Source organism: Leptospira ainazelensis, from assembly GCF_016918785.1.
Classification (GTDB): Bacteria; Spirochaetota; Leptospiria; order Leptospirales; family Leptospiraceae; genus Leptospira; species Leptospira ainazelensis.
Genome location: NZ_JAFFPT010000025.1, coordinates 184,333 through 208,181, shown reverse-complemented (window position 1 = coordinate 208,181; position 23,849 = coordinate 184,333). Strand labels below are relative to the sequence as shown.

General features: G+C 42.2%; 24 protein-coding genes. 16 read left to right on the top strand and 8 right to left on the bottom strand.

Going from position 1 to position 23,849, the window contains the following annotated elements; all coding sequences use genetic code 11:
• Positions 1–57: 57 nt before the first annotated feature.
• Complete coding sequence (gene polA / locus JWG44_RS07155) at positions 58–2,808, bottom strand: DNA polymerase I (RefSeq protein ID WP_205274267.1); 2,751 nt, start codon at positions 2,806–2,808, stop codon at positions 58–60.
• The gene (locus tag JWG44_RS07150; RefSeq protein ID WP_205274374.1) at positions 2,805–3,911 is read right to left on the bottom strand and encodes a glycosyltransferase; all 1,107 of its coding nucleotides are present in this window, start codon (positions 3,909–3,911) and stop codon (positions 2,805–2,807) included. Before JWG44_RS07150 ends, polA begins: the two co-directional genes overlap by 4 nt.
• A gap of 126 nt (positions 3,912–4,037) precedes the next feature.
• Here JWG44_RS07150 and JWG44_RS07145 point away from each other — a divergent pair, with 126 nt between their 5' ends.
• From JWG44_RS07145 to JWG44_RS07100, 10 genes are all read left to right on the top strand, one after another.
• Positions 4,038–4,814 carry a class II glutamine amidotransferase gene (locus JWG44_RS07145; protein WP_205274266.1) on the top strand — a complete coding sequence of 259 codons (777 nt, stop codon included), beginning with the start codon at positions 4,038–4,040 and terminating at the stop codon, positions 4,812–4,814.
• Between the two features lie 77 nt (positions 4,815–4,891).
• A complete protein-coding gene (locus JWG44_RS07140) occupies positions 4,892–6,313 on the top strand; it encodes an MDR/zinc-dependent alcohol dehydrogenase-like family protein (RefSeq protein WP_205274265.1) in 1,422 nt (473 codons plus the stop codon).
• Positions 6,306–8,765 carry a hypothetical protein gene (locus tag JWG44_RS07135; protein WP_205274264.1) on the top strand — a complete coding sequence of 820 codons (2,460 nt, stop codon included), beginning with the start codon at positions 6,306–6,308 and terminating at the stop codon, positions 8,763–8,765. Before JWG44_RS07140 ends, JWG44_RS07135 begins: the two co-directional genes overlap by 8 nt.
• A gap of 131 nt (positions 8,766–8,896) precedes the next feature.
• Entirely contained in the window at positions 8,897–9,502 is a 606-nt protein-coding gene (locus JWG44_RS07130; RefSeq protein WP_205274263.1) for a hypothetical protein, read from the top strand.
• Positions 9,503–9,504: 2 nt separating this feature from the next.
• Complete coding sequence (locus tag JWG44_RS07125) at positions 9,505–10,023, top strand: hypothetical protein (RefSeq protein ID WP_205274262.1); 519 nt, start codon at positions 9,505–9,507, stop codon at positions 10,021–10,023.
• A complete protein-coding gene (locus JWG44_RS07120; RefSeq protein ID WP_205274261.1) occupies positions 10,020–10,964 on the top strand; it encodes an alpha/beta hydrolase family esterase in 945 nt (314 codons plus the stop codon). Before JWG44_RS07125 ends, JWG44_RS07120 begins: the two co-directional genes overlap by 4 nt.
• 30 nt (positions 10,965–10,994) lie before the next feature.
• Positions 10,995–11,585 carry a 2-hydroxychromene-2-carboxylate isomerase gene (locus JWG44_RS07115; protein WP_205274260.1) on the top strand — a complete coding sequence of 197 codons (591 nt, stop codon included), beginning with the start codon at positions 10,995–10,997 and terminating at the stop codon, positions 11,583–11,585.
• A 108-nt stretch (positions 11,586–11,693) separates the two neighbouring features.
• Entirely contained in the window at positions 11,694–12,830 is a 1,137-nt protein-coding gene (locus JWG44_RS07110; RefSeq protein ID WP_232371525.1) for a hypothetical protein, read from the top strand.
• A gap of 124 nt (positions 12,831–12,954) precedes the next feature.
• Positions 12,955–13,347, top strand: coding sequence for a YfeK family protein (locus JWG44_RS07105; protein WP_205274372.1), 393 nt, complete (start codon positions 12,955–12,957; stop codon positions 13,345–13,347).
• 132 nt (positions 13,348–13,479) lie between these two features.
• Positions 13,480–14,736 (top strand): glycosyltransferase family 4 protein, encoded by a 1,257-nt coding sequence (locus JWG44_RS07100; protein WP_205274259.1) that lies wholly within the window; start codon positions 13,480–13,482, stop codon positions 14,734–14,736.
• On the opposite strand, the gene JWG44_RS07095 is transcribed toward JWG44_RS07100, so the two are convergent.
• On the bottom strand, positions 14,725–15,162 hold the full coding sequence (locus JWG44_RS07095; protein ID WP_205274258.1) for a CBS domain-containing protein: 438 nt from the start codon (positions 15,160–15,162) through the stop codon (positions 14,725–14,727). The genes JWG44_RS07100 and JWG44_RS07095 overlap by 12 nt on opposite strands.
• 396 nt (positions 15,163–15,558) lie before the next feature.
• Here JWG44_RS07095 and JWG44_RS07090 point away from each other — a divergent pair, with 396 nt between their 5' ends.
• Positions 15,559–15,915, top strand: coding sequence for a DoxX family protein (locus JWG44_RS07090; protein ID WP_205274257.1), 357 nt, complete (start codon positions 15,559–15,561; stop codon positions 15,913–15,915).
• A gap of 20 nt (positions 15,916–15,935) precedes the next feature.
• On the opposite strand, the gene JWG44_RS07085 is transcribed toward JWG44_RS07090, so the two are convergent.
• Positions 15,936–16,613 (bottom strand): OmpA/MotB family protein, encoded by a 678-nt coding sequence (locus JWG44_RS07085; RefSeq protein ID WP_205274256.1) that lies wholly within the window; start codon positions 16,611–16,613, stop codon positions 15,936–15,938.
• 130 nt (positions 16,614–16,743) lie between these two features.
• Between JWG44_RS07085 and JWG44_RS07080 the strand changes: the two genes are divergently transcribed.
• The 4 genes from JWG44_RS07080 (at position 16,744) to JWG44_RS07065 (ending at position 19,861) form a co-directional block, all read left to right on the top strand.
• Positions 16,744–17,421 (top strand): hypothetical protein, encoded by a 678-nt coding sequence (locus tag JWG44_RS07080; RefSeq protein ID WP_205274255.1) that lies wholly within the window; start codon positions 16,744–16,746, stop codon positions 17,419–17,421.
• Between the two features lie 90 nt (positions 17,422–17,511).
• Positions 17,512–18,105 (top strand): TetR/AcrR family transcriptional regulator, encoded by a 594-nt coding sequence (locus JWG44_RS07075; protein ID WP_205274254.1) that lies wholly within the window; start codon positions 17,512–17,514, stop codon positions 18,103–18,105.
• 154 nt (positions 18,106–18,259) lie between these two features.
• A complete protein-coding gene (locus tag JWG44_RS22630; RefSeq protein ID WP_205274253.1) occupies positions 18,260–18,754 on the top strand; it encodes a DUF1564 family protein in 495 nt (164 codons plus the stop codon).
• Between the two features lie 123 nt (positions 18,755–18,877).
• Positions 18,878–19,861, top strand: a complete 984-nt coding sequence (locus JWG44_RS07065; protein ID WP_205274252.1) for a sensor domain-containing diguanylate cyclase — start codon at positions 18,878–18,880, stop codon at positions 19,859–19,861.
• Positions 19,862–19,904: 43 nt separating this feature from the next.
• On the opposite strand, the gene murB is transcribed toward JWG44_RS07065, so the two are convergent.
• A complete protein-coding gene (murB, locus tag JWG44_RS07060) occupies positions 19,905–20,861 on the bottom strand; it encodes a UDP-N-acetylmuramate dehydrogenase (RefSeq protein ID WP_205274251.1) in 957 nt (318 codons plus the stop codon).
• A 98-nt stretch (positions 20,862–20,959) separates the two neighbouring features.
• Between murB and JWG44_RS22450 the strand changes: the two genes are divergently transcribed.
• Positions 20,960–21,085, top strand: coding sequence for a hypothetical protein (locus JWG44_RS22450; protein ID WP_010572808.1), 126 nt, complete (start codon positions 20,960–20,962; stop codon positions 21,083–21,085).
• 46 nt (positions 21,086–21,131) lie between these two features.
• Here JWG44_RS22450 and JWG44_RS07055 read toward each other — a convergent pair whose 3' ends face one another.
• The 3 genes from JWG44_RS07055 to JWG44_RS07045 are packed head-to-tail and all read right to left on the bottom strand — an operon-like array spanning position 21,132 to position 23,728.
• On the bottom strand, positions 21,132–21,818 hold the full coding sequence (locus JWG44_RS07055; protein WP_205274250.1) for a phosphopantothenoylcysteine decarboxylase: 687 nt from the start codon (positions 21,816–21,818) through the stop codon (positions 21,132–21,134).
• 20 nt (positions 21,819–21,838) lie between these two features.
• Positions 21,839–22,384, bottom strand: a complete 546-nt coding sequence (locus JWG44_RS07050) for a phosphopantothenoylcysteine decarboxylase (protein WP_205274249.1) — start codon at positions 22,382–22,384, stop codon at positions 21,839–21,841.
• A 12-nt stretch (positions 22,385–22,396) separates the two neighbouring features.
• Positions 22,397–23,728: a hemolysin family protein gene (locus JWG44_RS07045; protein ID WP_205274248.1), complete on the bottom strand. Its 1,332-nt coding sequence runs from the start codon at positions 23,726–23,728 to the stop codon at positions 22,397–22,399.
• Positions 23,729–23,849: the final 121 nt, after the last annotated feature.

Below are 23,849 nucleotides of genomic sequence, written 5' to 3'. Positions count from 1 at the left end.
AAGGGAATGAACGACTAATAAATTGGAATTTTTAAATAGGAATAATCTTAGAATAGTTCAATGTGCTTCGTCCCAGTTGACCCCGAACTTACCTTCTACGAGGATCGGAACGTCAAGCGGCATCGCGGTCTCCATGTGTTTTTTCATGGAAGCCTTGAATTCATCCTTTTCCTTTTTGTGAACCTCGAATACCAATTCGTCGTGAACTTGTAAAAGCAGTTTCGATTTTAATTTCCGGCTTTGTATCTCTTTATGAATCGCGATCATCGCGATCTTGATCATATCCGCGCTGGTTCCCTGAATCGGGCTGTTGATCGCGATTCTTTTGGCGGCTTCTTTCGCCGATTTGTGAGTGCTGTGAATGTCCGCAACCGGACGACGTCTTCCGGTCAAAGTCTGAACATAACCGTTAGTCTCCGCAAATGCCACCATCTCATCCATATAACTTTTTACGCCGGGATACTGTGTCATATAACGTTCGATGAACGACTTCGCTTCGTCTCGGGAAATTCTAAGATTACGACTCAGACCGTAAGGAGTGACTCCGTAGATCACGGAGAAGTTTACGACCTTGGCCTTATCTCTCATTTCGGGCGTGACTTCTTTTTCCGGAACTCCGTAGAGCGCGGACGCCGTCCTTTTATGAATGTCTAATCCGTGATTGTAGGCTTCTAACATCGCAGGATCCTTAGAGACGTGAGCCATAATTCTAAGTTCGATCTGAGAATAGTCCAAGCTGAGAATTTCATAATCGTTCGAACCTGCGACAAATCCCTTTCTTAACAAACGCCCTTCCCGATCCCGGATCGGAATGTTTTGCAAGTTTGGATCGGTGGAAGACAATCTTCCCGTGGCCGCGATCGTCTGATTGTAACTCGTATGAATTCTTCCGGTCTTCGGATTGACCATCTTTGGAAGAGCGTCCACGTACGTGGATTTGAGTTTCGTATATTTTCTGTATTCCAAAAGTTTTTCGATGATCGGATGTTCGCCGACCAATTCTTCCAAAACCTCGTGATCCGTGGAATAACCGGTCTGAGTTTTTTTTACGGTTCGCAGTTTGAGTTCGTCAAAAAGAATTTTCTGAAGCTCTTTCGTAGAAGCGATGTTAAACGGAGCTCCAGCTTGTTTGTGGATTTCACTTTCCAAGTGGCGAATCTCGCGATCGAAGTCCCTCGCGAGTTCTTCGAAATAAGGAACGTCCAAAGCGATTCCGTGTTTTTCCATTTCCGCCAAAACCGGAACCAGGGGAAGTTCTATGTCGCGGAGAATCGGCTCCACACCGGAATCCTTGATCGACTTTCGAAGAACTTGATACAAACGAAACGTAATATCCGCGTCTTCCGCCGCATATTCCGCGACTTGTTCCGGATCGATGTCCGTAAGCTCTTTCTTTTTTTTTCCGGTTCCGACGAGATCGTCGTAAGTGATCGTGTCGTAGTTCAAAAGGTCTTTTGCAAGAGCGTCCATATTATGACGTCTTCCTTCCGGTTGAAGGACATACGAAGCCAACATCGTATCAAACTGAATGTTGTTTAACACAAAACCATGATTTTCTAATACGATTAAATCATACTTTATGTTCTGTCCGACTTTCGGAACTTCGCTTGCAAGAACCGGGCCGAGATGTTCTTTGACTTCTTCCAAGGTCAAAGATTTTTCCTGAAACAAGGAAGCCGAATTCTTAACGGAAACGTAGAATCCGGTTTTTTCCTGATTGGAAAATGAAATTCCCAGAAGATCGGCCATTGCCGGATTGGGTGAAGTAGTTTCCGTATCGACGGCGAGAATCCGAGATTTTAAAAGTCCTCTGCAAACTTTGGAAAGCTCGTCCACGGTCGTGATGAATTTATAATTTCCTTTTTCTCCCGCAGGAATCGGCGCGTCCTCTTTTTTCTCCGCAACGTCCGCGTCTTTAGGAACTTCTTTTCCCGCCGATTTTGCGAGGTCTTTGGAAAGTGCGTTGTAACCTTGCGATTTAAAATAGAGAATCGCCTGATCGGATTTGTAATCCGGAGTTTCGATGTCTTTTTCGGTGATCTCCAAATCGAGATCCCGTTTGATCGTCGCAAGAGCCTTGGAAAGATACGCGTTTTCCTTTTGTTCGGAGAGTTTTGTCTTCATCGAAGGATTTTTGATCTTGTCGAGATTCTTATAAATCCCGTCCAGGGTTTTGTAATCTTGAAGAAGTTTGGAAGCGCCTTTGTCTCCGATCCCCTTGACTCCGGGAATGTTATCCGAAGTGTCTCCGACAATTCCCATATAATCGGGAATTTGTTTTACGTCGATCCCCAATTCTTCCTTTACCCAAGCCGCGTCGATCTCTACAAATTCGGTGACTCCTTTTTTTCCGCGAAGCATCTTTATATTCTTCTTTTCTAATAGTTGATAAAGATCCTTATCGCCCGAAAAAATCAGAATTTCTTTTGCGGTGGCCTTGTAGTTTTCGCAGAGAGTTCCGATGATATCGTCCGCTTCGTGTCCGTCTATTTTGAGGACTCGAAAGCCGATATTGGAAAGGGTTTCCATCACTTCTTTGATTTGAGGACGAAGGTCTTCGGGCATCGGCTTGCGGTTTGCCTTGTATTCCTCGAAGGTTTTGCCTCGTTCCAGAGGGCCGCCCGGATCGAAGGTCATCGCCACGTGAGTCGGCGCGTAGTCCTGGAGAAGTTTGAAAAGCATTTTAAAAAAACCGAATGTGGCCCCGCTCGGTTGCCCCGTTTTGGAATTGGTCAGGTTTGAAGCGCCAAACGCGTAATAGGCGCGAAATACAAAGGCGTGTCCGTCGATGATAAGAAGACGTTTCATTCTGCGGCTCCGAAAAGTTCTTCCCCTAAGAAGGAATAGTATGCGAGTTCCGTTTTACGGATCGTGTTTTTGATGGAGAATCTTTTTACGGATTCTTTGTTAAACGTTCCGAACGTCTTTCTAAGTTTTAAATCATCCATAAGAATTTCGTAATACTTTGCCAAAGCCTCGAAATCTCCGACGTCTGCAAGAAAGGCTCCTTTTTCGTGAGTCAGCATTTCTCCGATTCCTCCGCCTTTGGTCGCAACTACGGGAAGTCCGACCGCCATCGCGTCAAGGATCGAAGTTCCGAGTCCTTCTTCTTTGGAAGTCAGAGTAAAAATGTCGAAAAGGGAAAGAATATCCGGAACGTCCTGTCTATAACCGGTAAAAATTACTCTATCAGAAATTCCTAATGAACTTGCGAGGTCCTCCAATTCTTTCCTGAGTTCCCCTTCTCCCAAAATGAGAAGTTTGAAATTCTTAGAAGGATCGATCTTTGCTATCGCATGGAGAAGAGTTTTCTGATCTTTGTGATCTACGAGCGCGGCTACGTTTCCGATCACGATCGTATCTTTTTTGATCGAGAATTCTTTTTTATAACGCGCAGGATCCGGTAATTTTTTTGCAAAGGAAAAATCAATTCCACTGTGAACGGTGACCGTCTTTGCGGGATCGACTCCGTCTCTCAAAAGAATTTCACGAATCTTATTGGAAACTGTGAGAAAGAGATCATTCCGTTTGGATTTATATTTCCAGATAGAGAATAGATTTTTTCGGATACTAAAATCTACGCGTCTGGAAACTACGAGTTTGATTGTCGGAAGTTTTGATTTTGCAAAGAGCGCGAGCGTATGTGCCTTCGCGGTGTGCGTATGAATCAGTCGAATTTTTTTTTCCTGGACGATCGCGCGGATCGCCTTCACGGACGCAAGATCCCATTCTCCCTTCATTGCAAGCGCTTCAAAGGGAAGTCCGTGGTCGGAACAACGGCTTTCCAGAGCCGATCCCGGTTTGCCCAGGATGAGTTGAGGAATCTTTCTTTTCTTGAGGCCTTCCGCCAAGAGGAGAAGTTGTCTTTCCCCTCCTCTCCAGCCGGTTTCTGTATCTATATGCAAAATCACCCGCTCAGTTTCCAGTTGCGTGCTCATTTCTGCAAGGAATCCTTGAAAAAATCGCTGGACAGTATTATTTCGTTTTAATGAAAATTATTCTAATATATTAAACTTGTCCATAAAAAAGGAAAACATATGTGTGAACTCCTCGGTATGAGCGCCAATGTTCCGACGGACATCAGCTTCAGTCTTACCGGACTTGTTCAGAGAGGCGGAAAGACCGGTCCTCACAAGGACGGTTGGGGAATCGCCTTCTATGAAAAAAAAGGACTTCGCGTCTTCCACGACCCCGCGCCGGGGGTAGAATCCAAAATCGCCGAGTTCGTCCGAACACTTCCGATCAAGAGCGAAACCGTCATCAGCCATATCCGAAAGGCAAACCGCGGAAAGGTGGAATTGAAAAACACCCATCCCTTTGTCCGAGAATTTTGGGGTTCCTACTGGACCTTCGCCCATAACGGGCAATTCAAAGGAATCAAAGAAGAATCCCTCGGTGATTTTAAGCCGGTCGGAAGTACGGACTCCGAATACGCGTTTTGCTGGCTCCTGGGGAAGCTCAAGAAGAAGTTCCGAGATCGCCCTCGGAACGAAGCCGAACTTTTCCGTGCCATCCTAAAACTTGTGACGGAACTCCGAACAAAAGGGGTCTCCAACCTCCTCTTCAGCGATTCCAAAAACCTCTACGCCTTCTGCTCGACCAAACTTTCCTGGATCACAAGAAAGTCTCCCTTTGGAAAGGCCCGACTTCTGGACGCGGACCTCAGCGTGGACTTTCGAAAAGTCACAAGACCGGGCGACATAGTCACGGTCATCGCGACTCAACCTCTTACTTCCAACGAAGAATGGAATCATTTCTCTCCCGGAGAATTTCAGGTTTGGAGAAAGGGCCGGGTTCTATTCTCCAACTCTTGAGAATGGATTTGTCGGAATCCCGCGCCATTCTACACTGACCGTAATTCTTAAATTCTTTGTCTAAACAAGGGTAAGGTATGAAAATCCAATTTGATGCTATGGACTATCGTTCGGATGATTCTTTCGAAACCGCAAAGTATCAGTTTGAAGGAAGTCTCGAAACGGGCTGGGACATTTCCAGAAACGGAAAAGAATATCTTCATCTTGGACCGGGATACAAACTTCTAAAATCCAAACTCTGCGGAGTTTGTTCCACCGATCTCTCCCGACGTTTTCTTCCTTTTCCCTTGCCTCAAGTCATCGGACACGAGGTCATCGCAGAAGACTTAGAACCACAAAGCGGAATCAAACAAAAATACGTAGTCGAGATCAACGACACCTTCGAAGCCAGGGGCGACGATCCCGTCGATGAATTCTGCGAAGAAGGAATTCCTACACACAGCCCGGAAAGAAAGGTCCTCGGAATCGACAGACTTCCCGGAGGATTCGGTCCTTATATCTTAGCTCCGCAGAATGCGGCGATACCGTTCACCGATATTCCGGATAAGACCGCGGTTCTCATCGAACCCTTCGCGGCATCTTTGCAGGCGGTTATCGCTTCTCCACCAAAGAAGGGAGATAACGTAGCCGTTTTAGGACCGAGAAGATTGGGAAGTCTCGTCATCGCCGCGTTAGCCGCTTATCGAACTTCTTCCGGAATCGATTTTAAAATCACCGCTCTTGCAAGACACGATCATCTTTTAAAACTTTCCCTCAATCTAGGCGCGGACGAAACGATCGATCTCAGAAAGGAAAGTTTAGAATCTCTGAAAGAACGTTTTGCAATCGTCTATGATACGACGAGCACGACTTCCGGATTTGAAAGTGCGATTCGACTTTCCAAACGGGAACTCCATCTAAAAACCACGAACGGACAAGAAGTCTTCGGCGTAAAAAAACTCACCGAACTCGTAGTAGACGAACTTTCCCTTTTGCAATTCAGCGAGGAGAATCTAAACTTTCACTGGGAAAAGGAAAATCGTACCAATCAAACCGTCTATGTAGCTCCGAGCGTGGGGAAGATATCTCTTCCTTCTCATTTCAAAGTCTATTACGGAAGTTTGGAAGAAGCGGAAAAAATTCTTCTTTCTAAGGAATTCGAAGGACACGTTCCGAGATTTGATCTTGGAATCGCGGGAACCGCGGAAGAAATCGATCTTCTCATTCGACCCAACTCAAAACATGAGAATTCCTTAATACGACCTCGAAGCGCGATCCTTTTCAAAGGAGAATCCAAAGGAAATCCTCTATTAGAATTTTTGAATTTAGGAAAATCGATCCACACTTCTCGTTGCGGCGATTTCCACCTCGCGATAAAACTCCTTCAGGAAAATAAAAAAGTGACCGAAGCGTTGGAAAAGAATATGATCACACATTCTTATTCTCCGGAAAAACTTTCCGAGGCTTTTACGACCGCTCATACTCCCGAAGCGATCAAAGTAGTCATCACACATGCCTAATTCTTCCAAACTCAGAGAATCGGAAACTTCTCTCGGTTCCGTCCTCAAAGAAGGAAAGGACGGGATCTGGGATTTGGATCTTCGCAATCTTAGAATTTTTACCGGCCTTTCCATTCTTTCCCGAACCCTTGGAGAAGAAGTTTTCGAACAGGTGCAGAACGGAATCGGAGACGTTACGATCTTTTACAAGATCAATCCGAACATCAACAGCGAACTCCTGAAGATGAACATCGGTTATATTCAGATCTACGCACGCGCCGGAGTGTTGAAGGATATCCTTCTTTTTAAGGAAGAATTTCAAGATCACTTAAGAACCGTCTTCGGAACGTTTCAGAGACAGGTTTGGGCTAAAAAAATTCATCCCGAGTTTTACGGGGAAGATCCGAAATCTTCCGGAATTTTCGCGCTTGTCTTTCCGTTTCATCACGCAAGCCCGAACGAAAACATCGACTACCAATTTATCCTGGAAAGAGTTCCCAATCAAAAAGAACCGGGAGAATTTTTCTTTCGGCTCACGGTGGAGAATTACGATCGGGCCAACATCGATTTAACGGCCGTCCCGCACGTGATCGTAGACGATATCGGTTCTAGAATTTTTATCGCCGGAAGCACAAAGATCGCGGAAGCGATCAACAACGGAATTCTATCAGCCGCACAAAGGGGCGAAAAGTCTTATACGGAAGAAAACCGTTCCTTCTCAAGAGTGTTCGAACAAATCGAAAAAACCCCTCTCGGCAAACTGGATCAGATCAGCCTTTTTTGGGACAAGGTTTTTGCCGAATCGATCGTAAAAACGGACCCGAATAAAACGCTTCCTTTGTTTAAAAAGATTTTCTTAATATTAGAAGATCATGAAATTACAAAACACCTCAAAGAAGGATATACCGTAAAGGTTCGGCTTTCCGAAGATACAAACGTTTACATCGACCTTTCCCGATTGGATCGAGTGCTCAACTTCAGCTTCAACGCAAAAAGAACGACCCTGGATCTCAACCACTATCTAAAACGAATGCCGATTTTGGAAAGAATCGCAAACTGCGAAAATCATAGTTTCGATTTGAGCGGACTCAACGTTTTTCTAATTCACCACATCACTTCCGAGATCGTCGCCTTGATCGAGGCGTTTCGAAGACTCGGGGCCCAAAATCTCACGGTCTCATTTGTAAAATACGGCGGAGTTGTTCCTTCTGCGTATCTGGACGTTCTTCTGGACGTTCCCACGGATCATTTTTATATGTCGGGATTACAGCTCAAGGTCGGAGAAAAGAATAAGATCTACTATTCGATTTCACCTCTTTACAGCGATTCCTCCAAACTCAAAATTCTTTTTGATCGTTTGGAAGAAGAAAAACTCGGGTTTTTCGATGCGATGAAACTTCTTTCGGGTCATTTGTTTCTCATTCTGCTTTTGGATTCTTACAAAAAAAAAGAAAAAGTGATCTTGGTGGAGGACGGGGGTTACGTCGCACCCTTCTTCAATGACTTCGCATTAAACGGAAAGGAAGTTTCGTTTCTTTGCGGGGAATATTCGGTTTCTTTAGAGGCTCCCAAAATCACGGTCGCGGAACTCTTAACTGAAACGTTAGTCGGAACCGTAGAGCATACGAGAAACGGATACGATCGTCTCAAAAGTGTTCAGGACAAAAATAAAAAGCTCTTTTTACCCGCGTTCTCCATCGCGGTCTCCAATCAAAAAGTCAAAGAAGAATCCAAAGAAGTCGCGTATTCCATTTTGAATGCGATCGAAACGATCTTAAACGGACAAGGTTTGATTCTTTCCTCCAGAAAAATTCTGATTCTTGGAGCAAAAGGAAATATCGGAACCTTCCTCTGCAAATATCTGGAATCCAGACTTCACGAATCCAATCAAGAAGTGATCGAAGTCGATCTCAAGGTGGAAAAACCGGGAAATCGAAACTACAGAACGATAGACGAAATTCCTAAGGAAGAATTTTATTCCAGAGATTTGATTCTGGGAGTGATCGGAAATTCCATTCTCAAAAAAGAACATTTCGAAGACCTCATCCTCAACGGAACCAAATCGAAAGTTCTCATCTCTTCCGGTTCCACAAAAACCGCGGAATATACGGACTTGATCCAGTGGATCAACGACCTTTCCTTCTCCGATGAAAAAAAGATCGGTGGTTATCCGGTAAGATTGGAATTCGATCGGATTCTCGATCCTCAATCCGGAATCGATCAAGGTGGAAAAGTAACGTTCTGCATAGACAAAGACGGTCAGGAAATCGAAAAGACCTTCTTTTTGTTAAGCGACTTGAGTCCGATCAACTTTCTCTTCTACGGAGTTCCTACCGAAGGAATGGACGCGATCATCGGACAACTCGCATCGGCGGCGTTAGGGATGGCGGATCAAAGTAAAAAAGGGAAATTATTAGACCCGGGATTGTATGCGGTGGATCACCAAATCGACTCTTGGGGAAATTTAATTTAAGAATTTTCTAAAATACGGATCTTGATATCGAAAAAAAACTCGAATCGGATCGAGAATCAACGATATCTTCCTTTGCAGTCGTTTCGGATTTAGGACTTGATCTTAAAAGAAAACTTTTCATTTTATTCTCAATGTTGAGAAAAATAATTCTTTCTTTGAGTTTTCTTTTCTTTCAAACCTGCTCCACATTTATTATCGGCGATCCGCCCGTTGTGTCGAAGTTGGAAACCGACGTGGACAAGGAAGTTACCTATGAATTGATCGGATGGAAAGAGGATTCCAGCAAGAAATTTGCGTCCGAAATTCTGAGGACGTTTTATCTTTCCGGAAGATTTAAAAAACTTTCAGTCCATACAAAGACGGACTCCGAAATTAAGATTCAAATCATCTTGGAAAAGGCGCCTCGTTTTTCTTTGTTTTTCGGAGAACATTCTCAACCTCTCTCTTGGATGCTCGAAAAGGAACCGGGAAAATTTTCGCTCTATCTCCTCAATCGAATCGCGGCTTATAGAACGTTTCTGATCTTTCCGATCCTTCAGAAATCTTCGGACCGGGTTTTGTTCAAAGTCTGGAAACGAAATCAGAAAATTGCCGAATATTCTTATTCCATTGAAAACGTCCTCGCGATCGGCTGGATTCCTCTTTTGCTGATGCCTTTCGACGACAGGGAGGATATGGAATTCGTCTACGCTGGTTATGCGAAAAAATTTCTTCTCGATTCGAGATCGGTTTATTAAAAATGAAACAGAAAATTCTTATCTTACTCGGTATCGTTTTTCTTTCTTCCTGTATTGGAATCGTAAATCCGCCGGAAATCATTCGAGATTCCATTTCCATTCCGAAAGGAAAACCTTTGCGTCTTGAATTCACCGGATTTACCTATTACGCCGCGGAAATGAATCATATCAAAAAAAATCTTCAGGAAAAAGGTTATCAAGAGAATGAAAAATCGGAAGTTCTTTTAGAAATCATTCTTCAAGAAAAGGAAGCGGAATACGAATACCGAGGACTTCATTTTCTCAACCTTATCACGAGCCTTTTGACCCTCGGTATTTTCCCTTATCATATTCGAAGCGAACATATTCTTATGTATCGGGTTTCGGAATCCGGAAAACCCTCGAAAGAATCCGTGCACGAACTGCTCTTGGATCAATGGAGGGGTTGGATTTTAATTCCATTCTCCCCATTTTATTGGCCCTCCTCTTCGTTTGAAAAATCTCTGATCCATTCTTTGGAGGAATTTGAAAAACAAAAATGAAAACGCATTGGAAATTCATAATATTCTTATTCTTCATTCTACCCATCCTAACCGACTGCAGACTTTTGCGAAATCTTCGGACGGAAACAAAGGACGGCTCTCGATTGGAAAAAATCACCGTGGACGGAATGGAAAGAACTTACTGGATTCATTTACCTGAGAAAAAAAATTCCGCAACTGAAAAACTTCCCTTGGTATTCGGACTTCACGGAAGACTCGGAAGCGGAAAAAATATTATGGAAGATTCCAAACTCAACCGAATCTCCGATCGAGAAGGTTTTATAGTCGTTTATCCGGACGGGATCGACAGAAGTTGGGCCGATGGAAGAGGAGCAACTCCCGCCGACAAACAAAAGATCAACGACGTTCATTTTTTAGAAAAACTCATCGATCATATTTCCGAGTCTCATCCGATCGCAAAGGACAAGGTGTTTATCTTTGGACATTCCAACGGGGGTTTTATGACCCAGAGAATATTGATCGAAAGAACAAAACTATTTCGTGCGGGTGTAAGCGTTTCCTCTCAGATTTCTGAATTTGTCCTCAGAAACTTCGAACCTTCGTCCAATATATCCGTGGCGTTTATCAACGGGACCAAGGATTTCACGGTTCCGTATTACGGCGGTTATGTGAGAGACGGAGGAGAAATTCTGAGCGTGGAAGATTCAGTGAATCGGTGGCTCCAATGGAACTCCTGCGTCATTCAGCCCGAAATCAAAAAAAAGGACGACATGGACGACGGAACAAGCGTCGAAATCTATTCTTACAATCAATGTAAGGGAAATACTTCGGTCAGACTCTATAAGATCGTGGACGGAGGTCATAACTGGCCGGGTGTAAACCGAAAGGTTCCTTTTATCAAAATGGGAAATCCGACCTACGAGCTGGATCCGGCCGAAGAAATTTGGGCTTTTTTTAAATCAAAGTTAGAACCTGAATAGGGAAACTAACCGCACGAGGAGATTCAGTATATGCAGAAAATTGAATTCTTTTTTGAGTTCGCAAGCACCTATTCTTACCTCTCAGTCATGAGAATCGAAAAGTTGATTCAAAACTCCAAGATCGAAATCGTTTGGAAACCGTTTTTACTCGGTCCGATTTTTAAAGAACAAGGTTGGAACGATTCTCCGTTTAATCTTTTTCCGGCAAAAGGAAAATATATGTGGAAGGATATGAAAAGAAGAGCCCGCAAATACGGGATCGACTTTTTGGTTCCGAGTGTTTTTCCGAGAAACGGACTTTTGGCTTCCAGAATCACGATTGCAAACGAAAAACAACCTTGGATTTCTTCTTTTATCCGAGAAACCTTTCAAGCCAATTTTGCAAAAGACCAAGATATCTCCCGGACGGAAGTCCTGGTTCCGATCTTAAAAAAAGTCGGAGCGGATCCGGATAAAATTCTAAAAAACGCATCCGATGAAGAAGTAAAACAATCCCTTCGAAAACAGACGGACCGCGCCGTCGAACTCGGAATTTTCGGAGCGCCTAGTTTTATCACTAATGGAGAACTTTTCTGGGGAGACGATCGACTCGAAGACGCTCTGGAAGAACTGGGAAGGTGAAAGGATTCGTTTTAGACTTGAAGAGATGGAGATGATTTTTTCAAATCGTATTCATTTTGGATTCCATTTCTTTTTGAATTCACGGAAACACATTAGAATATTAAAACTATGAAGAATATCCTCGCTTCCTATCTTGCCATATCTATATTTTGCGTAAACGCTCTCTTTGGAGATTCGAAAAAACTTTTTTTCCCGCCGGAACTTTATCTTGGACCGAAGTTCTTAGTCCAGACCCCTAACGAGACTACGATTCCTCCAAATGAAATCCCCGTCATAACGCCGAACGACGATAAGACGAACGCACAACCGAGTTCCGATAAAAAAGGCCCGAAATGGTTTTCAATCAATCCGGGAGTAACGTTAGAAAGTGTAACCGTTGACATTCGTGGAAAAGGAAACGAGGCGACGATGACGCAAGAAGGCCCCGGAAAAGCGACCTGGATGTTGGATGTAAAATCAAGAGACTTTCAGCTTTCTGAATATATTGGAGTTCATCTTCTTCTGCATAATTCCAGTTTTTTCTTGGACAATCAATTTATGCCGAAACCGATCGATACTCCTTCGGGGACTTCGTCCGATTCTTCTTCCGGCGGCGGATCTCCTTCCAGTTCTTCCAGTGATCGGACGAAACAAGATCTCAACACACGCGTGGAAGGAATTTATTCTATGGCAATTCCGATTCTTTACGTCGGAAAGGAAGGAACGGATTCGTTTCGTTTTGGATTTGGGGTCGGACCGGCAAACGTAAAAATAACCGGCTCGGTGGATTTTCAAGATCCTGCATTGAGTTTAGGTTATTTTTTTTTGGATACGACCAATCGAACCACATTCTTAAATAATCTTTCGGCTCTTCAATTTTTAACGGGGAACATCAGCCCAGCGAGCGGCGACCCGCTCGTAAGTTATCTCTTGGGAAATCTTTCTTCGGGTAAGAATTTAGAAATGCTCGGATACTACTATGCTTCTAAAGGTTTACTTCGTCCGGATCCGTTGGCATTGTACGCATATTTTTCCAATCCCGGAACTTATTCTCCTTTAGAAGCGCTTACGTTAGGCAACCTTGCCAGATCTCAGATAAGTTTCAGCAAACAACAGGTCTTTTCTTTTATGTTCTATTTTGAAACTCCGAAGATCGGTTATTTCAAATTTAGACTTGCTTTCGGAGGCCCATTGTTCAAAGACAACGGTTACACTTATGAATTTAGAACCTTTCACCTCGCACTTTTTACCCCGATAGAATTTTAAAGTGTAAGAATTCGGATTAAAAAATGAACCCTATCCAAAAAAGAATAATCTAAATCGTAAGTTTTCTTTTTGGATTGAAAGAATTATAATACTTTTCTAAAAAATACATTTAGGAATTAGAATGATGAAAAAAAAATTAACTTGGTTATTTGTTTCCCTCTTATCGTTTTCAATCGGGGCCGAAGAATTTTCGGACTTTCAAAAGGATTTAAATCTTTTGATGAATTCTCTGGAATCCTGCGAATGTAAATTTATTCGAAACGGCGCCGAACACGATCCCAAAGAAGCGAGAGAACACATGGAACGAAAGTTGAAAGCAACGGATGGTAGAATTCAGACAGTACCCGGTTTTATCGAACACATCGGCTCTAAATCCAGCATTACCGGAAAACCGTATTTAGTAAAATTTGCGGACGGAAAAACTTTGGCATCCGCAGTTTGGCTCAAAGAAAAATGGGAAGAAATTTCCAAAAAGAAAAACGAATCCGTGAAAACACCCAAGACAAAGAAAAAATAAGGAGACGATTTCAATTCATCGATAAACTCCGCGTAAAGGAAACAATCCGAATCATTCTAAGAATTCATTCTGTAACCGAAATTTAATCATTCCTTAATGGAATCCCAACCTCATCCCGGTACCATACTGGGTATGAGATCCAATCCTAAACCGATCGAAGTTTCCCATTCTCTGATCGCTCCCAAAAGAAACTTTCGAATCGCCTTTGTAACGGAAACTTATTATCCGGAGATAAACGGCGTCGCAAAAACCCTCCATAAAATGGTAAACGACCTTGTAGACAGAGGGAATGACATTCTTTTATTTCGCCCTAGACAAGGCCTTAGGGATCAAAATAACTTCAGAGAAGGATATCGAGAAGTTCTTATGGCAGGCTGTAGAATTCCTTTGTATTCCGATATGCGTTTTGGATTTCCCGCCAAAAGGATATTAAAGCGACATTTTAAAAAAGAAAGGCCGGACATCGTTCATGTGGTAACCGAAGGTCCTCTCGGTTGGTCCGCCGTTAGAGCCGCAAACGATTTAGGAATTCCGGTAGTAAGCGATTTTAGAACCAACTTTCATTCCTACACTCAATACTATAGGGTAGGTTTCGCCGGAAAACTCGTCGAAAGATATCTTCGAAATTTGCACAATAAAACGAAGATAACCCTCACACCTTCCAAGGACGTCGGCGAAAAACTTTTAGAGCAACGTTATGATAACGTTCAAATCGTCTCCAGAGGAATCGACACGGATTTATTTCATCCTTCCAAAAGAGATTCTAATTTGAGAAAAGAATGGGGAGTCTCCAAGGACCAACTTGCAGTTTTGTATGTGGGTCGGATTGCCGCAGAAAAAAATATCGAACTGAGTATTCAAACCTTTCGTAAGATCCAGGAAACCAATCCAAATGCAAAGATGGTTTTAGTCGGAGAAGGACCTCTCAAAGAATCCTTGGAAAAAAAGAATTCGGATTTGATCTTTGCGGGTTTAAAAAAAGGGGAAGAATTAGCCAAACATTTTGCTTCGGGAGATCTTTTCCTTTTTCCGAGTATGACTGAAACATTCGGCAACGTGGTTTTGGAGGCGATGGCGAGTGGAATCGCCTTAGTCGCTTATCAATATGCCGCAGCCGGTTCTTATTTAGAACACGGTTCTTCCGCATTCTTACCGGGACTCGGAAAAAAACAAGAATTCATCGATATGTCTTGTTTCTTATCCAACCAAAAAGGCCTGAGAAAAAAAATGGCCTCTAAAGCCCGAAAAAAGGCCCTCAATTGCACTTGGGAAAAAGTGGCGGCCTCCCTGGAAAATATCTATTCTGAATATTCAATTTCTATAATTCGTAGCAAGGAGACGGCTCAAACCGCTTTGTCTTCTCTGAGAATCGCGGAATCAAGAGGTTGATCCTTGAGGAAGCGTCAAAGCTTCTTTTAGAATATCTTTGGATGTTACGATTCCCGCTATTTCCCCTCGATCGTCCATCACAGGAAGGCATGAAATTTTATAACGTATCATGAGCTCGATTGCGTATTTGACGGTCTGATCGATCGAAGCCGTGATTAAAAAAGAACTCATCAACTGAGAAGCGGTCTTTTTTTGAGTAAGATTGTCTTGGACCCGTTCCATTCTCGTTCCTATAAAAGGACTGATGGTTTTTAAATAGTCCCGATCCGAAATCACACCGATCAGTTTTTTTTGATCGTCGATGACGAGGAGGTGATGAAATTCCAAATTGTCGAAAATTTTCCCGATCCTAGAAACCGGATCATCCAAGTTTACGGTAATAATTCTCGTTGTCATCACCTGCTTTAGAGGTTTGTTCAAATCCATGATTTATAAACTGATTGGACGAAAATTTGAGGAAAGAAGATTTCGGACGGAGCGACTAACCTGAGTAATAAAATCGAAAAAAAAATCCAAAAGGTCATTTTTTTCTTGTACTTTATCGAATTTTTCTATGATGACCGAGTAATTCCAGGGCAGGAAAGGAGAATTTTGCCTATGAATTTAAATTCAAATCGGTTCCTCCAAAGGAAAGACTTCTATCGTAAGGAAGAATTTCGTCAAAAACAAATCAGCTCTCTTAGAGTCGGCGGTTTTCAGATGAGAATTAGAAAGCCAAAAAATAGATATCGAGGTCGAGAAAAAAAGACGATTTGATTTTTTTTAAAATCTGATTTCAATAGATTCCGCTATAATCTTTTTACACTTTAAAAGGAAAGGATTATGCCTGAATCAATCGTTTTCAGCCTTTATTCAATGGCTTTTCTCTATATCGTCGCGGGAATACTTCACTTTGTATTGCCTAAATTTTATCTGAGAATCATGCCTCCTTACATCCCCTATCCGAAATTTGCAGTTTGGATCAGCGGTCTCATTGAAATCGGACTCGGTTTGCTGCTTTTGTTTCCGGAAACAAGATCAATCGGAGCATGGGGTGTCATTCTTCTTTTGATCGCCGTATTTCCCGCCAATCTATATCACTATCAATCGAGAAGAAAATCTGATCCTCCGAGATGGACGCTTCTTCTAAGACTTCCATTACAGCTCGTTCTGATTTATTGGGCTTATACGTTCGTGTAAATTTAAAATTTTAGAATATACTAATTCGAATACTTCTTCAGTTCTTCCATTCCAGGAAGATTGGAAAGATCAGGAACGATTACGATTTCAATCCTTCGATTTGCGGATCTATTTTCGGGAGAAGTATTCGGAAGCGCGGGCCTGGACGCACCCATGGATGCGGCGCTAATTCTTATTTCGGGCATTCCGGCTTTTACCATTGTGTGGAGAACGTTGAGCGCCCTGGAAGAAGCCAATTCCCAATTCGTATATCCTTTGATTCCGGTCGGAGTATCATCGGTGTGACCTTCTATTTGAAAACGTTTTCCATCCAAGGAAGCAAGGAGCGTCGTCACTTCACGAATCGCAGAGGTTCCCGAAGGAGATAAAAACGCCGAACCCACGGGGAATAAAATATCGGATGAAAGAACCACCACCATTCTTCCGTCTATGATCTTAATCTTGAGTTTACCGGAATCGATCATGGATTGAAAGGTAGCCATGAGTCCTTTGTATTCCCGAATCCGTTTATCGGATTCTTCTTGGATTTTTTTTAATTCTACTAAAGAATTAAAAAGGCCTTCTTTCTCACTTACAATTCTCTGATTTTCGAGTTTAGAATCCTCATAAGCCTTTAAAAGAGTATCGTATTTTGCGTTCGAAACACAGTTCCCGAAAGAAATAAAAAAAACGAGAGCAAAGAGAGTCTTAAATTGCATAGAATTACATCCCAATAGTATCTTCTATCAATGTCGGTCGGATCGAAAAAAACAAAAGAGGGATATGAATGAATAAAAAAATCTTTTCATCATGTACATCCTCGACTAAACTACATAAGTAGAGAACAAAATGAACGGATCTATTTCAAAAATACTTAAAATTCTCCCCATTCTATCGGTTTTAGCCGTTTTTTACTCACCTTACTTTCTCCATTCTCAAGATAAAACTCCTGCGGGAACACCCGTATCCGGTAAAACGAATGAAGAAAAAAGAGAGTTGAGAATTTTCCTGGAAGAAGTCAGAAGAAGTCTTCGAGATTCAGGATACAACGTCGAAAAAAAACATCAGTTTAACGGCGCGGTTTTTAAAGGAAACTCGGTTATTTATAAAATTCACCTTCCTTCCATCCAAGAGGAAGGAACCCAAAAATACAAATTAGGAATCGGTTTGGCCCACGACGATGCGGCTCATTCTATTCTGATTCAAATTTATAGAAGTGATAAGAAAGATAAAAAGATCGCTCCGATTTTTTCCGCCTACGCAGATCCCGTCTTTTTTTACGAGTTTGATTACACAAGTTCCGGAAATCATTTCTTGGTGGAGATCACTTTAGAAGATTCCTCTTTAAACGTAGCAAATTTTGAACTTTTGTTTAGTACGCTCGTTAGTTATCAAGGAAACGAAAATAAGAAAGAAAACAAAGGTCAATACAATCCAAATCAAAACAATCCGGGATTTGGACCTTCTCCATCGATTTTGCCTAACGATACCAGAAATTATTTCGAGGTTTTTAAAAAAGAATTTTGACGTTTGAGTGTGCGAATATTAAGATATTTGAAAAAACGTTTTAGGATCAATATATAAAGAAAGATCTCTAAAACCGGAGATACGAAGCAAGTGTTAAGAAAAGACGGAAGTCCCCTTTATCCGTTAAATAGGGACTATAAAAATTCTCGAGAAAGAATTTTGGAGGGCGCGGCGATTGCGTTTTCTAAAAAGGGATTTCATGGGACCTCCTTACGTGAAATCAGCAAAGAGTGCGGCCTGGAACAACCCAGTATCTATCATCATTTTCATTCCAAGGAAAATCTTTTTAGAAAGGCGCTCATCGCGACTCATCTTCTGATTCTAAATGAGATTAGAAGAAGAATCGTGAGAGACCAAGGCCTTCACGCGGAAGTTATCTCCATTTTCAGGGCCATCGCCTTGACCGCAAAAGAATATCCTGATAAAGCGAGGCTTCCCTTTAGTTTAATCTACTCGGCCCCGGTTAATTTACAAAATGAATATACTGAAAGATACGGAAGTCAATATAGAAGATTACTTGAAGTCGCTTTTGAGAGAAACGAATCGATTCAGAGAAAGGAAGAAAAACTTTCTCTTTGTGTGGATCTTTTGCATAGCTTAGTTTTGGCCTGTTCGGTAGAGGCTTTGTATTTGGATCGAGTTCGAGGTCTGGAAGATCGGATTGAGTTGATTCTGGGGATTTAGGTCGGAGGTCCGGAGGAAAGCTCACGAACCGAGCTTTTTTTCTCTAGCAAAGGAGCCCTTCCTTTTTAGGAAATGAGTCGGAACTCCGCCTAAATTTCACAAAAAAATCCCCGAATTTCGCTCTCTCGAAAACTTCTCTGGAACCGTTCTCGGTATGGGCGGAAAAAAACTAAAGACAAACAAATTCTCACATGAAAGAAGGTTAAAGGAAACCAGGAGATTCGGCAATTTTACAGCCGATCTTTACGTTCCATTTCAACTCTATTCCTACGTTTTAACGAGAATCGGAAAAAATAAGAGTTTAAGTAAATATTTAGAAGTTCTTCTAAAAGAATATAAAACTCAAATACTTCAGGAACAAAGACCTCATTCTTCAGAAAGGACTTCGTATCAAGAAAAGGCACAAGACCTGAAGAGGCTCTCTTTTCGTCCAAAGGAAGGAGATTGGGCGGAACTCCGATCGATAGCAAGATATTTAGGAACGTCAATGTGTAAAACCTTCGTTCTTCTTTTAGAATTAGAAAGAAGCGAAGAAAGAGAAAATTCCCAAAAAAGACCGGAGAACGCTAAATGCAGAATTCAAAGTCTAATTCAAAAATTCTCCCCTAAAAGGGATCAAATAACATTCGAATTGATTGTAGATTGGTAAAAGAATAAAAATCCACGAGAGAAAAGGAAATATCTTGATAAAAACGGGTTTTATTGCATAAAATAGAAACTCGCATTCAAAAGATAATAAATTCATCCTTTCGCTAAAAGAGAAAAATTGATTATGCCTTTAAAAGACCCAAAACCTGAGCTCATAAAGTTGTATTCTTCCATTGGAAAAATCATTACTTCTTCTCTGGAGCAACAGGAAATCTTGGATGCCGTAATGGAAGAAGTAAGATTGTTCTTCAGTCCTGAGAACTGGAGCCTTATGCGATATGATGAGAGTTCGGAAGAATTGTTCTTTCTTATCGCAGAAGGTCTTGAACTCGACCGAATTAAAAATATTCGTTTAAAATTCGGAGAAGGAATCGCTGGCTCCGTTGTAGAAACCAAAAACCCCGTCTTTGTGGAAAATGCAAAGAACGATCCAAGATTCTCCTCGAAGGTTGATGATCGTACCGGATTTGAAACGAAAACGATCATTGCGGTTCCTATGATCTTCAGAGGCCAAGTTCATGGAGTCATTGAACTCGTAAATCGTTTCGACGGAACTTCATTTACCCAGGAAGATTTAGTGATCCTTCAGACGATCGCCGATTTTACGGCAATATCTTTGGTTCATTCAAATCAATATGAAGAAACAAAAACTCTGGCTTTCCGAGATGCACTTACCGGTGTTTTCAATAGAAACAAACTCAATCATCTCAAAGAAGAATGGTCGGGAAGGAGAATGGAAGATCAGCTTGCTCTCGTCGCTCTCCTCGACCTCAATGATTTTAAGATCATCAATGACACCTTTGGTCACAAAACAGGAGATCAGGTCCTTTGTCGTTTTGCGAATATTCTCCGTTATGTAATTCGTGGAACGGATAAAATTTTTAGAATCGGAGGCGATGAATTCTTAGTCCTTGTCCAGCACGAGAATCGAGAAAAAATTCTTCAGACTCAGGGAAGATTTCCTGAGGCGATGTCAATTCTTTCAAAAAAATGCAAAGAAAACAATCCGTCTTTTCATTTTACTTGGGGAATGTCCGTCGGCTCGCTTCAAAATTTAGAGGATCTCATTCACGAAGCCGACATTTCTATGTATGCTTCGAAGGACTGAGGTTTTACAGAAGGTTTTTGTGGTCGGAAGTCCGGAAGATTTTTCACGGAATATCGCCAAAATACTCGATCTCCCTCTTTAAAATAATCCCACTTTGCTGGAAGACTTTATCTAAGACAAGTTCAACCAGATAATTGACGTCAGAAGCGGTTGCAGTTCCGACGTTCACAATAAAATTACAATGTTCAGGAGAGATCTGTGCGCCCCCTTTAGCGACTCCTCTCAAACCCGCATGCTCAATCAGTTCCCAGGCTTTAAGTTCTCTTCCGTCCTCTTTAAGAATCTTGGGATTCTTAAAGACGGAGCCGGCGCTCTTTTTATTTTCCGGTTGAGAAGAATTTCTTCTCTCCCTTTTATCTCTTAAAGATTTTTCGATTTCTTCTAAATTCCCTTCCTTTAGAAGAATTTCGATTCCCAAAATGATGGAATCCTTTCTATTTAAGAATTCTGTGAACCGATAACCGTGTTCGATTTCACTTGGTTTTTTGATCTGAATTTCGTCATTTCTTAAGAATTCCACGGTCTGAATTAGATCGAAAAGTTCACCTCCATAACATCCTGCGTTTTGAATCACGGCCCCACCCGTCCAGCCAGGGATCGTGCTCAAAAATTCCGCGCCCGTGAAACCACTCTGAGAAATTTGTCGAAAGGTCGGCGTAGTATTTGTTGCGGATCCGATTCGAAATTTCCCTTCCCCAAAGGAATCGAATTCCTTAAATTTTCCAGAGAGTCGAAGAGTGACGAAGTTGTCAGGATGGTCTGATATCAAGAGATTCGAACCTCCGCCAAGAATTTTCCAAGGAAGTTCAGAGTTCTTAAAAATAGAAATCACTTCTAAGAGCTGTTCTGTATTTTCAGGCTCTACGAGGAGAGGAGAGATTCCTCCGATCTTAAAAGAAGATAAGACGGAAAGCCGGACTTCCGACCTAAATGGTATTTTAGAGGACTCTAAAGACTCTTTTAGACCCCGGATACGGGATTCGGAAATGGCTGGTGACATATTCTAATACTCAAAAGATCCCTCCTACTCTCTTCTGCAAGAAAAAGAACTCAAGGAATTTCCAGGTTCGATTCGATCTTAATCAATAGAGGTGACTTATGTTTTTTCTCTTACTTGAATCCATTTATTTAGATTTCGCTTCGGGAAGAACCGACTGGGAAACTTATTGCGAATCGGTTATCCTTCTTGCGCAGGATCAGGAAAAGTTAGCGGGTCTTGTCTAAAAGGAAATCGAACCCTTTTTTGCCGGTCTTCCGACCTCGAGTAGACCTACGACCTAACAACGGCCTTAGAAACATCCGTTTTTAAGAATTCAACAATTCTTTCCGAGATCGACTCTTTAGAGAGAGGGCCAATCTCCGCCACCTTTCCTACGGGAGAATAGATGACAACACTCGTCTCAACTTCTCCAAAACCTTTCTCGTTTTTCCCGACATAATTCCCTATGATATAATTGAGATTCTTCCTCTTCAATTTTCCGAGCGCATGTTCTTCCAGAAAATCCGTTTCGGCGGCAAAACCAACCAAACAACAACGAGGAATTTCCTTCTTCAAAATTTCGGAACTCACTGCTTTGAGAATGTCCGGATTTTTCACCAATTCTAAAAGAATAACTTCGCTTCCGTCTTCTTTCTTGATCTTCGATTCCTTGCTCTCCGCTGGTCGGAAGTCCGCCGGAGCCGCAGCCATAACCAGGATCGTATCCGCCTGAATCTCGGAAAGAACGGCGTCCTTCATCTCGGAGGTAGTCTCAACAGAAATCCTTCTCGAACCTTTAGGACTTCTATATTGGTCCATTACTTGCCCGTGAATATAAGTGACTTCCGGAATCCATTTACCGATGGCTTCCGCAATATGGAAGCCCATCTTTCCCGAAGAAGCATTTGAGATAAAACGCACCGGATCGATCCATTCCCTAGTAGGGCCCGAGGTGATGATGGCTTTCAAAAATCCCACTTTCTTTGATTTCTCTTCTTTTATCTAAGAATTTTTTTATACTCATCGATGATCATCTTTTGGATGACCGAGATTTCGGCTAACTTTCCATATCCTTCGTCGCCGCAAACTACGACGCCGTTCGTCGGATCGGCCAAAATCACTCCGTCCTCGGAAAGACGTTTTAAATTTCTCTGAACGGAAGGATGAGCGTACATAAAAGGATTCATCGCAGGAGCAACAATCACCGGACAATTCGCAGCCAGATATGTTGAGGTTACAAGATCGTCCGCGATTCCGTTCGCCATTTTACCGATGATGTTCGCGGTAGCAGGAACGACAGCCATAACGGAAGCCGAATTTTTCGCGTCAATATGGGCCATCCCTTCTTCATATTCATCAACTCTCACTTTTTTACCCGTCAAGGCCTCAAAGGTAATCGGACCGATAAACTCAGTCGCATGAGAAGTCATAATCACGGTTACGGGAAAACCTTCTTTAGTGAGGTTTCTCACGAGCTCACAAGTTTTGTAAGCCGCGATACTTCCTGAAACGGCGATTAAAATATCTTTTCCAGGATTAGCCATATTTTTCCGGTTCTATTTAGACTGAGCCTTGTTACTCAAACTTCCTCTTGTAAAACGTACCGAAAGAATCTTATTCCCTTCCATCTTTTCGACGGTAAGAATTCCGGACTGAAGAGAAATCGTGGAACCCTCCTGAGGCATATCCTCCAGACGTCCCAGAATAAAACCCGCGATGGTTCGGATATCGCTGATTTCTTCGTCTTGAACACCGACAAGAATCTCTTTGAGCTCGTCCAGTTCAGCTTCTCCGTCGATTACAAAATTATCGGAATGTTGCGCGGGAAACGGATCCGTCTCATGATCGTCGGTCTCGTCTCTGATTTGTCCGAAAATTTCTTCTATGATATCTTCCAAAGTCAACAAACCCGAAACACCGCCGTATTCGTCGATGACGATCGCCATGTGTTGTTTATTTTCACGAAGTTTCTGCATCACCTTTTCGATCGAAAGTCCTTCCGGAACAAAGATAGGAGGTTGCATGATCGCCGTGACTTTTTCCTTTCTTCCTTTTTTGGAATTGGAAAGCCAAGTGAGATAGGTCTGAACGTGGATGATTCCTATGATTTTATCGGTGTTTCCTTCATAGATAGGATATCTTGAAAAATGATGTTCCGCGATGATCGAGATCAAAGAATCCATCGTCGTTTCGTGAGGAATTCCGATTATACTCAGACGATGAGTCATTACATCCTTTGCCTGATGTTCGGAAAACTGAAACGTATTCTGAATGATTTGAAATTCTTCCTGATCGATCTTTCCTTGTTTGTTCTGTTCTTCAATGATGATCATCAATTCTTCGGGAGAATGCATCATTCTACTTTTATTCTCCTGAATTCCCATCCATCTAAGAAGAAGAGAAGTCAGAGCGTTTAGAAAAAACGTAATCGGATAAAATGCGTAGTAAAAAAAGAACAAAGGGATGCTGATAAAAAGGGCAATCTTTTCCGTGTTCTGAATCGCAATCGTTTTCGGAAGAAGTTCCCCCAAAAGAATATGAAGAAAGGTGATGATCGTAAACGAAACCGTGATCGCCAAACCGTGAATCGTCGCCTCGCTCGTGGAATAACCGAACATATCCAAGAGAATCGTCAGCCATCTCGAAACATAACCCTCTCCAACCCAACCTAACAGAAGACTGGCGACCGTAATTCCGACCTGACAGACGGACAACATATCGTTTAGTTTTTGAGCGGCTCTTTTTGTGATAAGCGCGAGAGGACGGTTTTCCTTGATCAATTCTTCCAAACGAGATGGGCGAATCGAAACCAAAGCAAACTCGGCGGAAACGAAAAACCCGTTTGCAAATATTAATAGAATGATGATAAAAAAGCCGATTAGTTCCATGTTTGGAGAATTGAGATTAGAGCAAGTCTAAGGTTGTTTGATTTTAGAATGAACCGTGTTTTGAGAGAAAAAGAACGGAAAGTTGAAATTGTTGGAATGTAGAACTGACTACCTTCGGGGT

What these genes read in the sequence shown, in the direction of transcription:
- JWG44_RS07130 (WP_205274263.1), top strand. Translation starts at nt 8,897, where the DNA reads ATGTTGAGAAAAATAATTCTTTCTTTGAGTTTTCTTTTCTTTCAAACC.
- JWG44_RS07085 (WP_205274256.1), bottom strand. Translation starts at nt 16,613, where the DNA reads ATGCAATTTAAGACTCTCTTTGCTCTCGTTTTTTTTATTTCTTTCGGG.
- JWG44_RS07120 (WP_205274261.1), top strand. Translation starts at nt 10,020, where the DNA reads ATGAAAACGCATTGGAAATTCATAATATTCTTATTCTTCATTCTACCC.
- JWG44_RS07100 (WP_205274259.1), top strand. Translation starts at nt 13,480, where the DNA reads ATGAGATCCAATCCTAAACCGATCGAAGTTTCCCATTCTCTGATCGCT.
- JWG44_RS22450 (WP_010572808.1), top strand. Translation starts at nt 20,960, where the DNA reads ATGTTTTTTCTCTTACTTGAATCCATTTATTTAGATTTCGCTTCGGGA.
- JWG44_RS07090 (WP_205274257.1), top strand. Translation starts at nt 15,559, where the DNA reads ATGCCTGAATCAATCGTTTTCAGCCTTTATTCAATGGCTTTTCTCTAT.
- JWG44_RS07125 (WP_205274262.1), top strand. Translation starts at nt 9,505, where the DNA reads ATGAAACAGAAAATTCTTATCTTACTCGGTATCGTTTTTCTTTCTTCC.
- JWG44_RS07105 (WP_205274372.1), top strand. Translation starts at nt 12,955, where the DNA reads ATGAAAAAAAAATTAACTTGGTTATTTGTTTCCCTCTTATCGTTTTCA.
- JWG44_RS07045 (WP_205274248.1), bottom strand. Translation starts at nt 23,728, where the DNA reads ATGGAACTAATCGGCTTTTTTATCATCATTCTATTAATATTTGCAAAC.
- JWG44_RS07050 (WP_205274249.1), bottom strand. Translation starts at nt 22,384, where the DNA reads ATGGCTAATCCTGGAAAAGATATTTTAATCGCCGTTTCAGGAAGTATC.
- JWG44_RS07110 (WP_232371525.1), top strand. Translation starts at nt 11,694, where the DNA reads ATGAAGAATATCCTCGCTTCCTATCTTGCCATATCTATATTTTGCGTA.
- JWG44_RS07095 (WP_205274258.1), bottom strand. Translation starts at nt 15,162, where the DNA reads ATGGATTTGAACAAACCTCTAAAGCAGGTGATGACAACGAGAATTATT.
- murB (WP_205274251.1), bottom strand. Translation starts at nt 20,861, where the DNA reads ATGTCACCAGCCATTTCCGAATCCCGTATCCGGGGTCTAAAAGAGTCT.
- JWG44_RS07135 (WP_205274264.1), top strand. Translation starts at nt 6,306, where the DNA reads ATGCCTAATTCTTCCAAACTCAGAGAATCGGAAACTTCTCTCGGTTCC.
- polA (WP_205274267.1), bottom strand. Translation starts at nt 2,808, where the DNA reads ATGAAACGTCTTCTTATCATCGACGGACACGCCTTTGTATTTCGCGCC.
- JWG44_RS22630 (WP_205274253.1), top strand. Translation starts at nt 18,260, where the DNA reads ATGGGCGGAAAAAAACTAAAGACAAACAAATTCTCACATGAAAGAAGG.
- JWG44_RS07140 (WP_205274265.1), top strand. Translation starts at nt 4,892, where the DNA reads ATGAAAATCCAATTTGATGCTATGGACTATCGTTCGGATGATTCTTTC.
- JWG44_RS07080 (WP_205274255.1), top strand. Translation starts at nt 16,744, where the DNA reads ATGAACGGATCTATTTCAAAAATACTTAAAATTCTCCCCATTCTATCG.
- JWG44_RS07115 (WP_205274260.1), top strand. Translation starts at nt 10,995, where the DNA reads ATGCAGAAAATTGAATTCTTTTTTGAGTTCGCAAGCACCTATTCTTAC.
- JWG44_RS07145 (WP_205274266.1), top strand. Translation starts at nt 4,038, where the DNA reads ATGTGTGAACTCCTCGGTATGAGCGCCAATGTTCCGACGGACATCAGC.
- JWG44_RS07065 (WP_205274252.1), top strand. Translation starts at nt 18,878, where the DNA reads ATGCCTTTAAAAGACCCAAAACCTGAGCTCATAAAGTTGTATTCTTCC.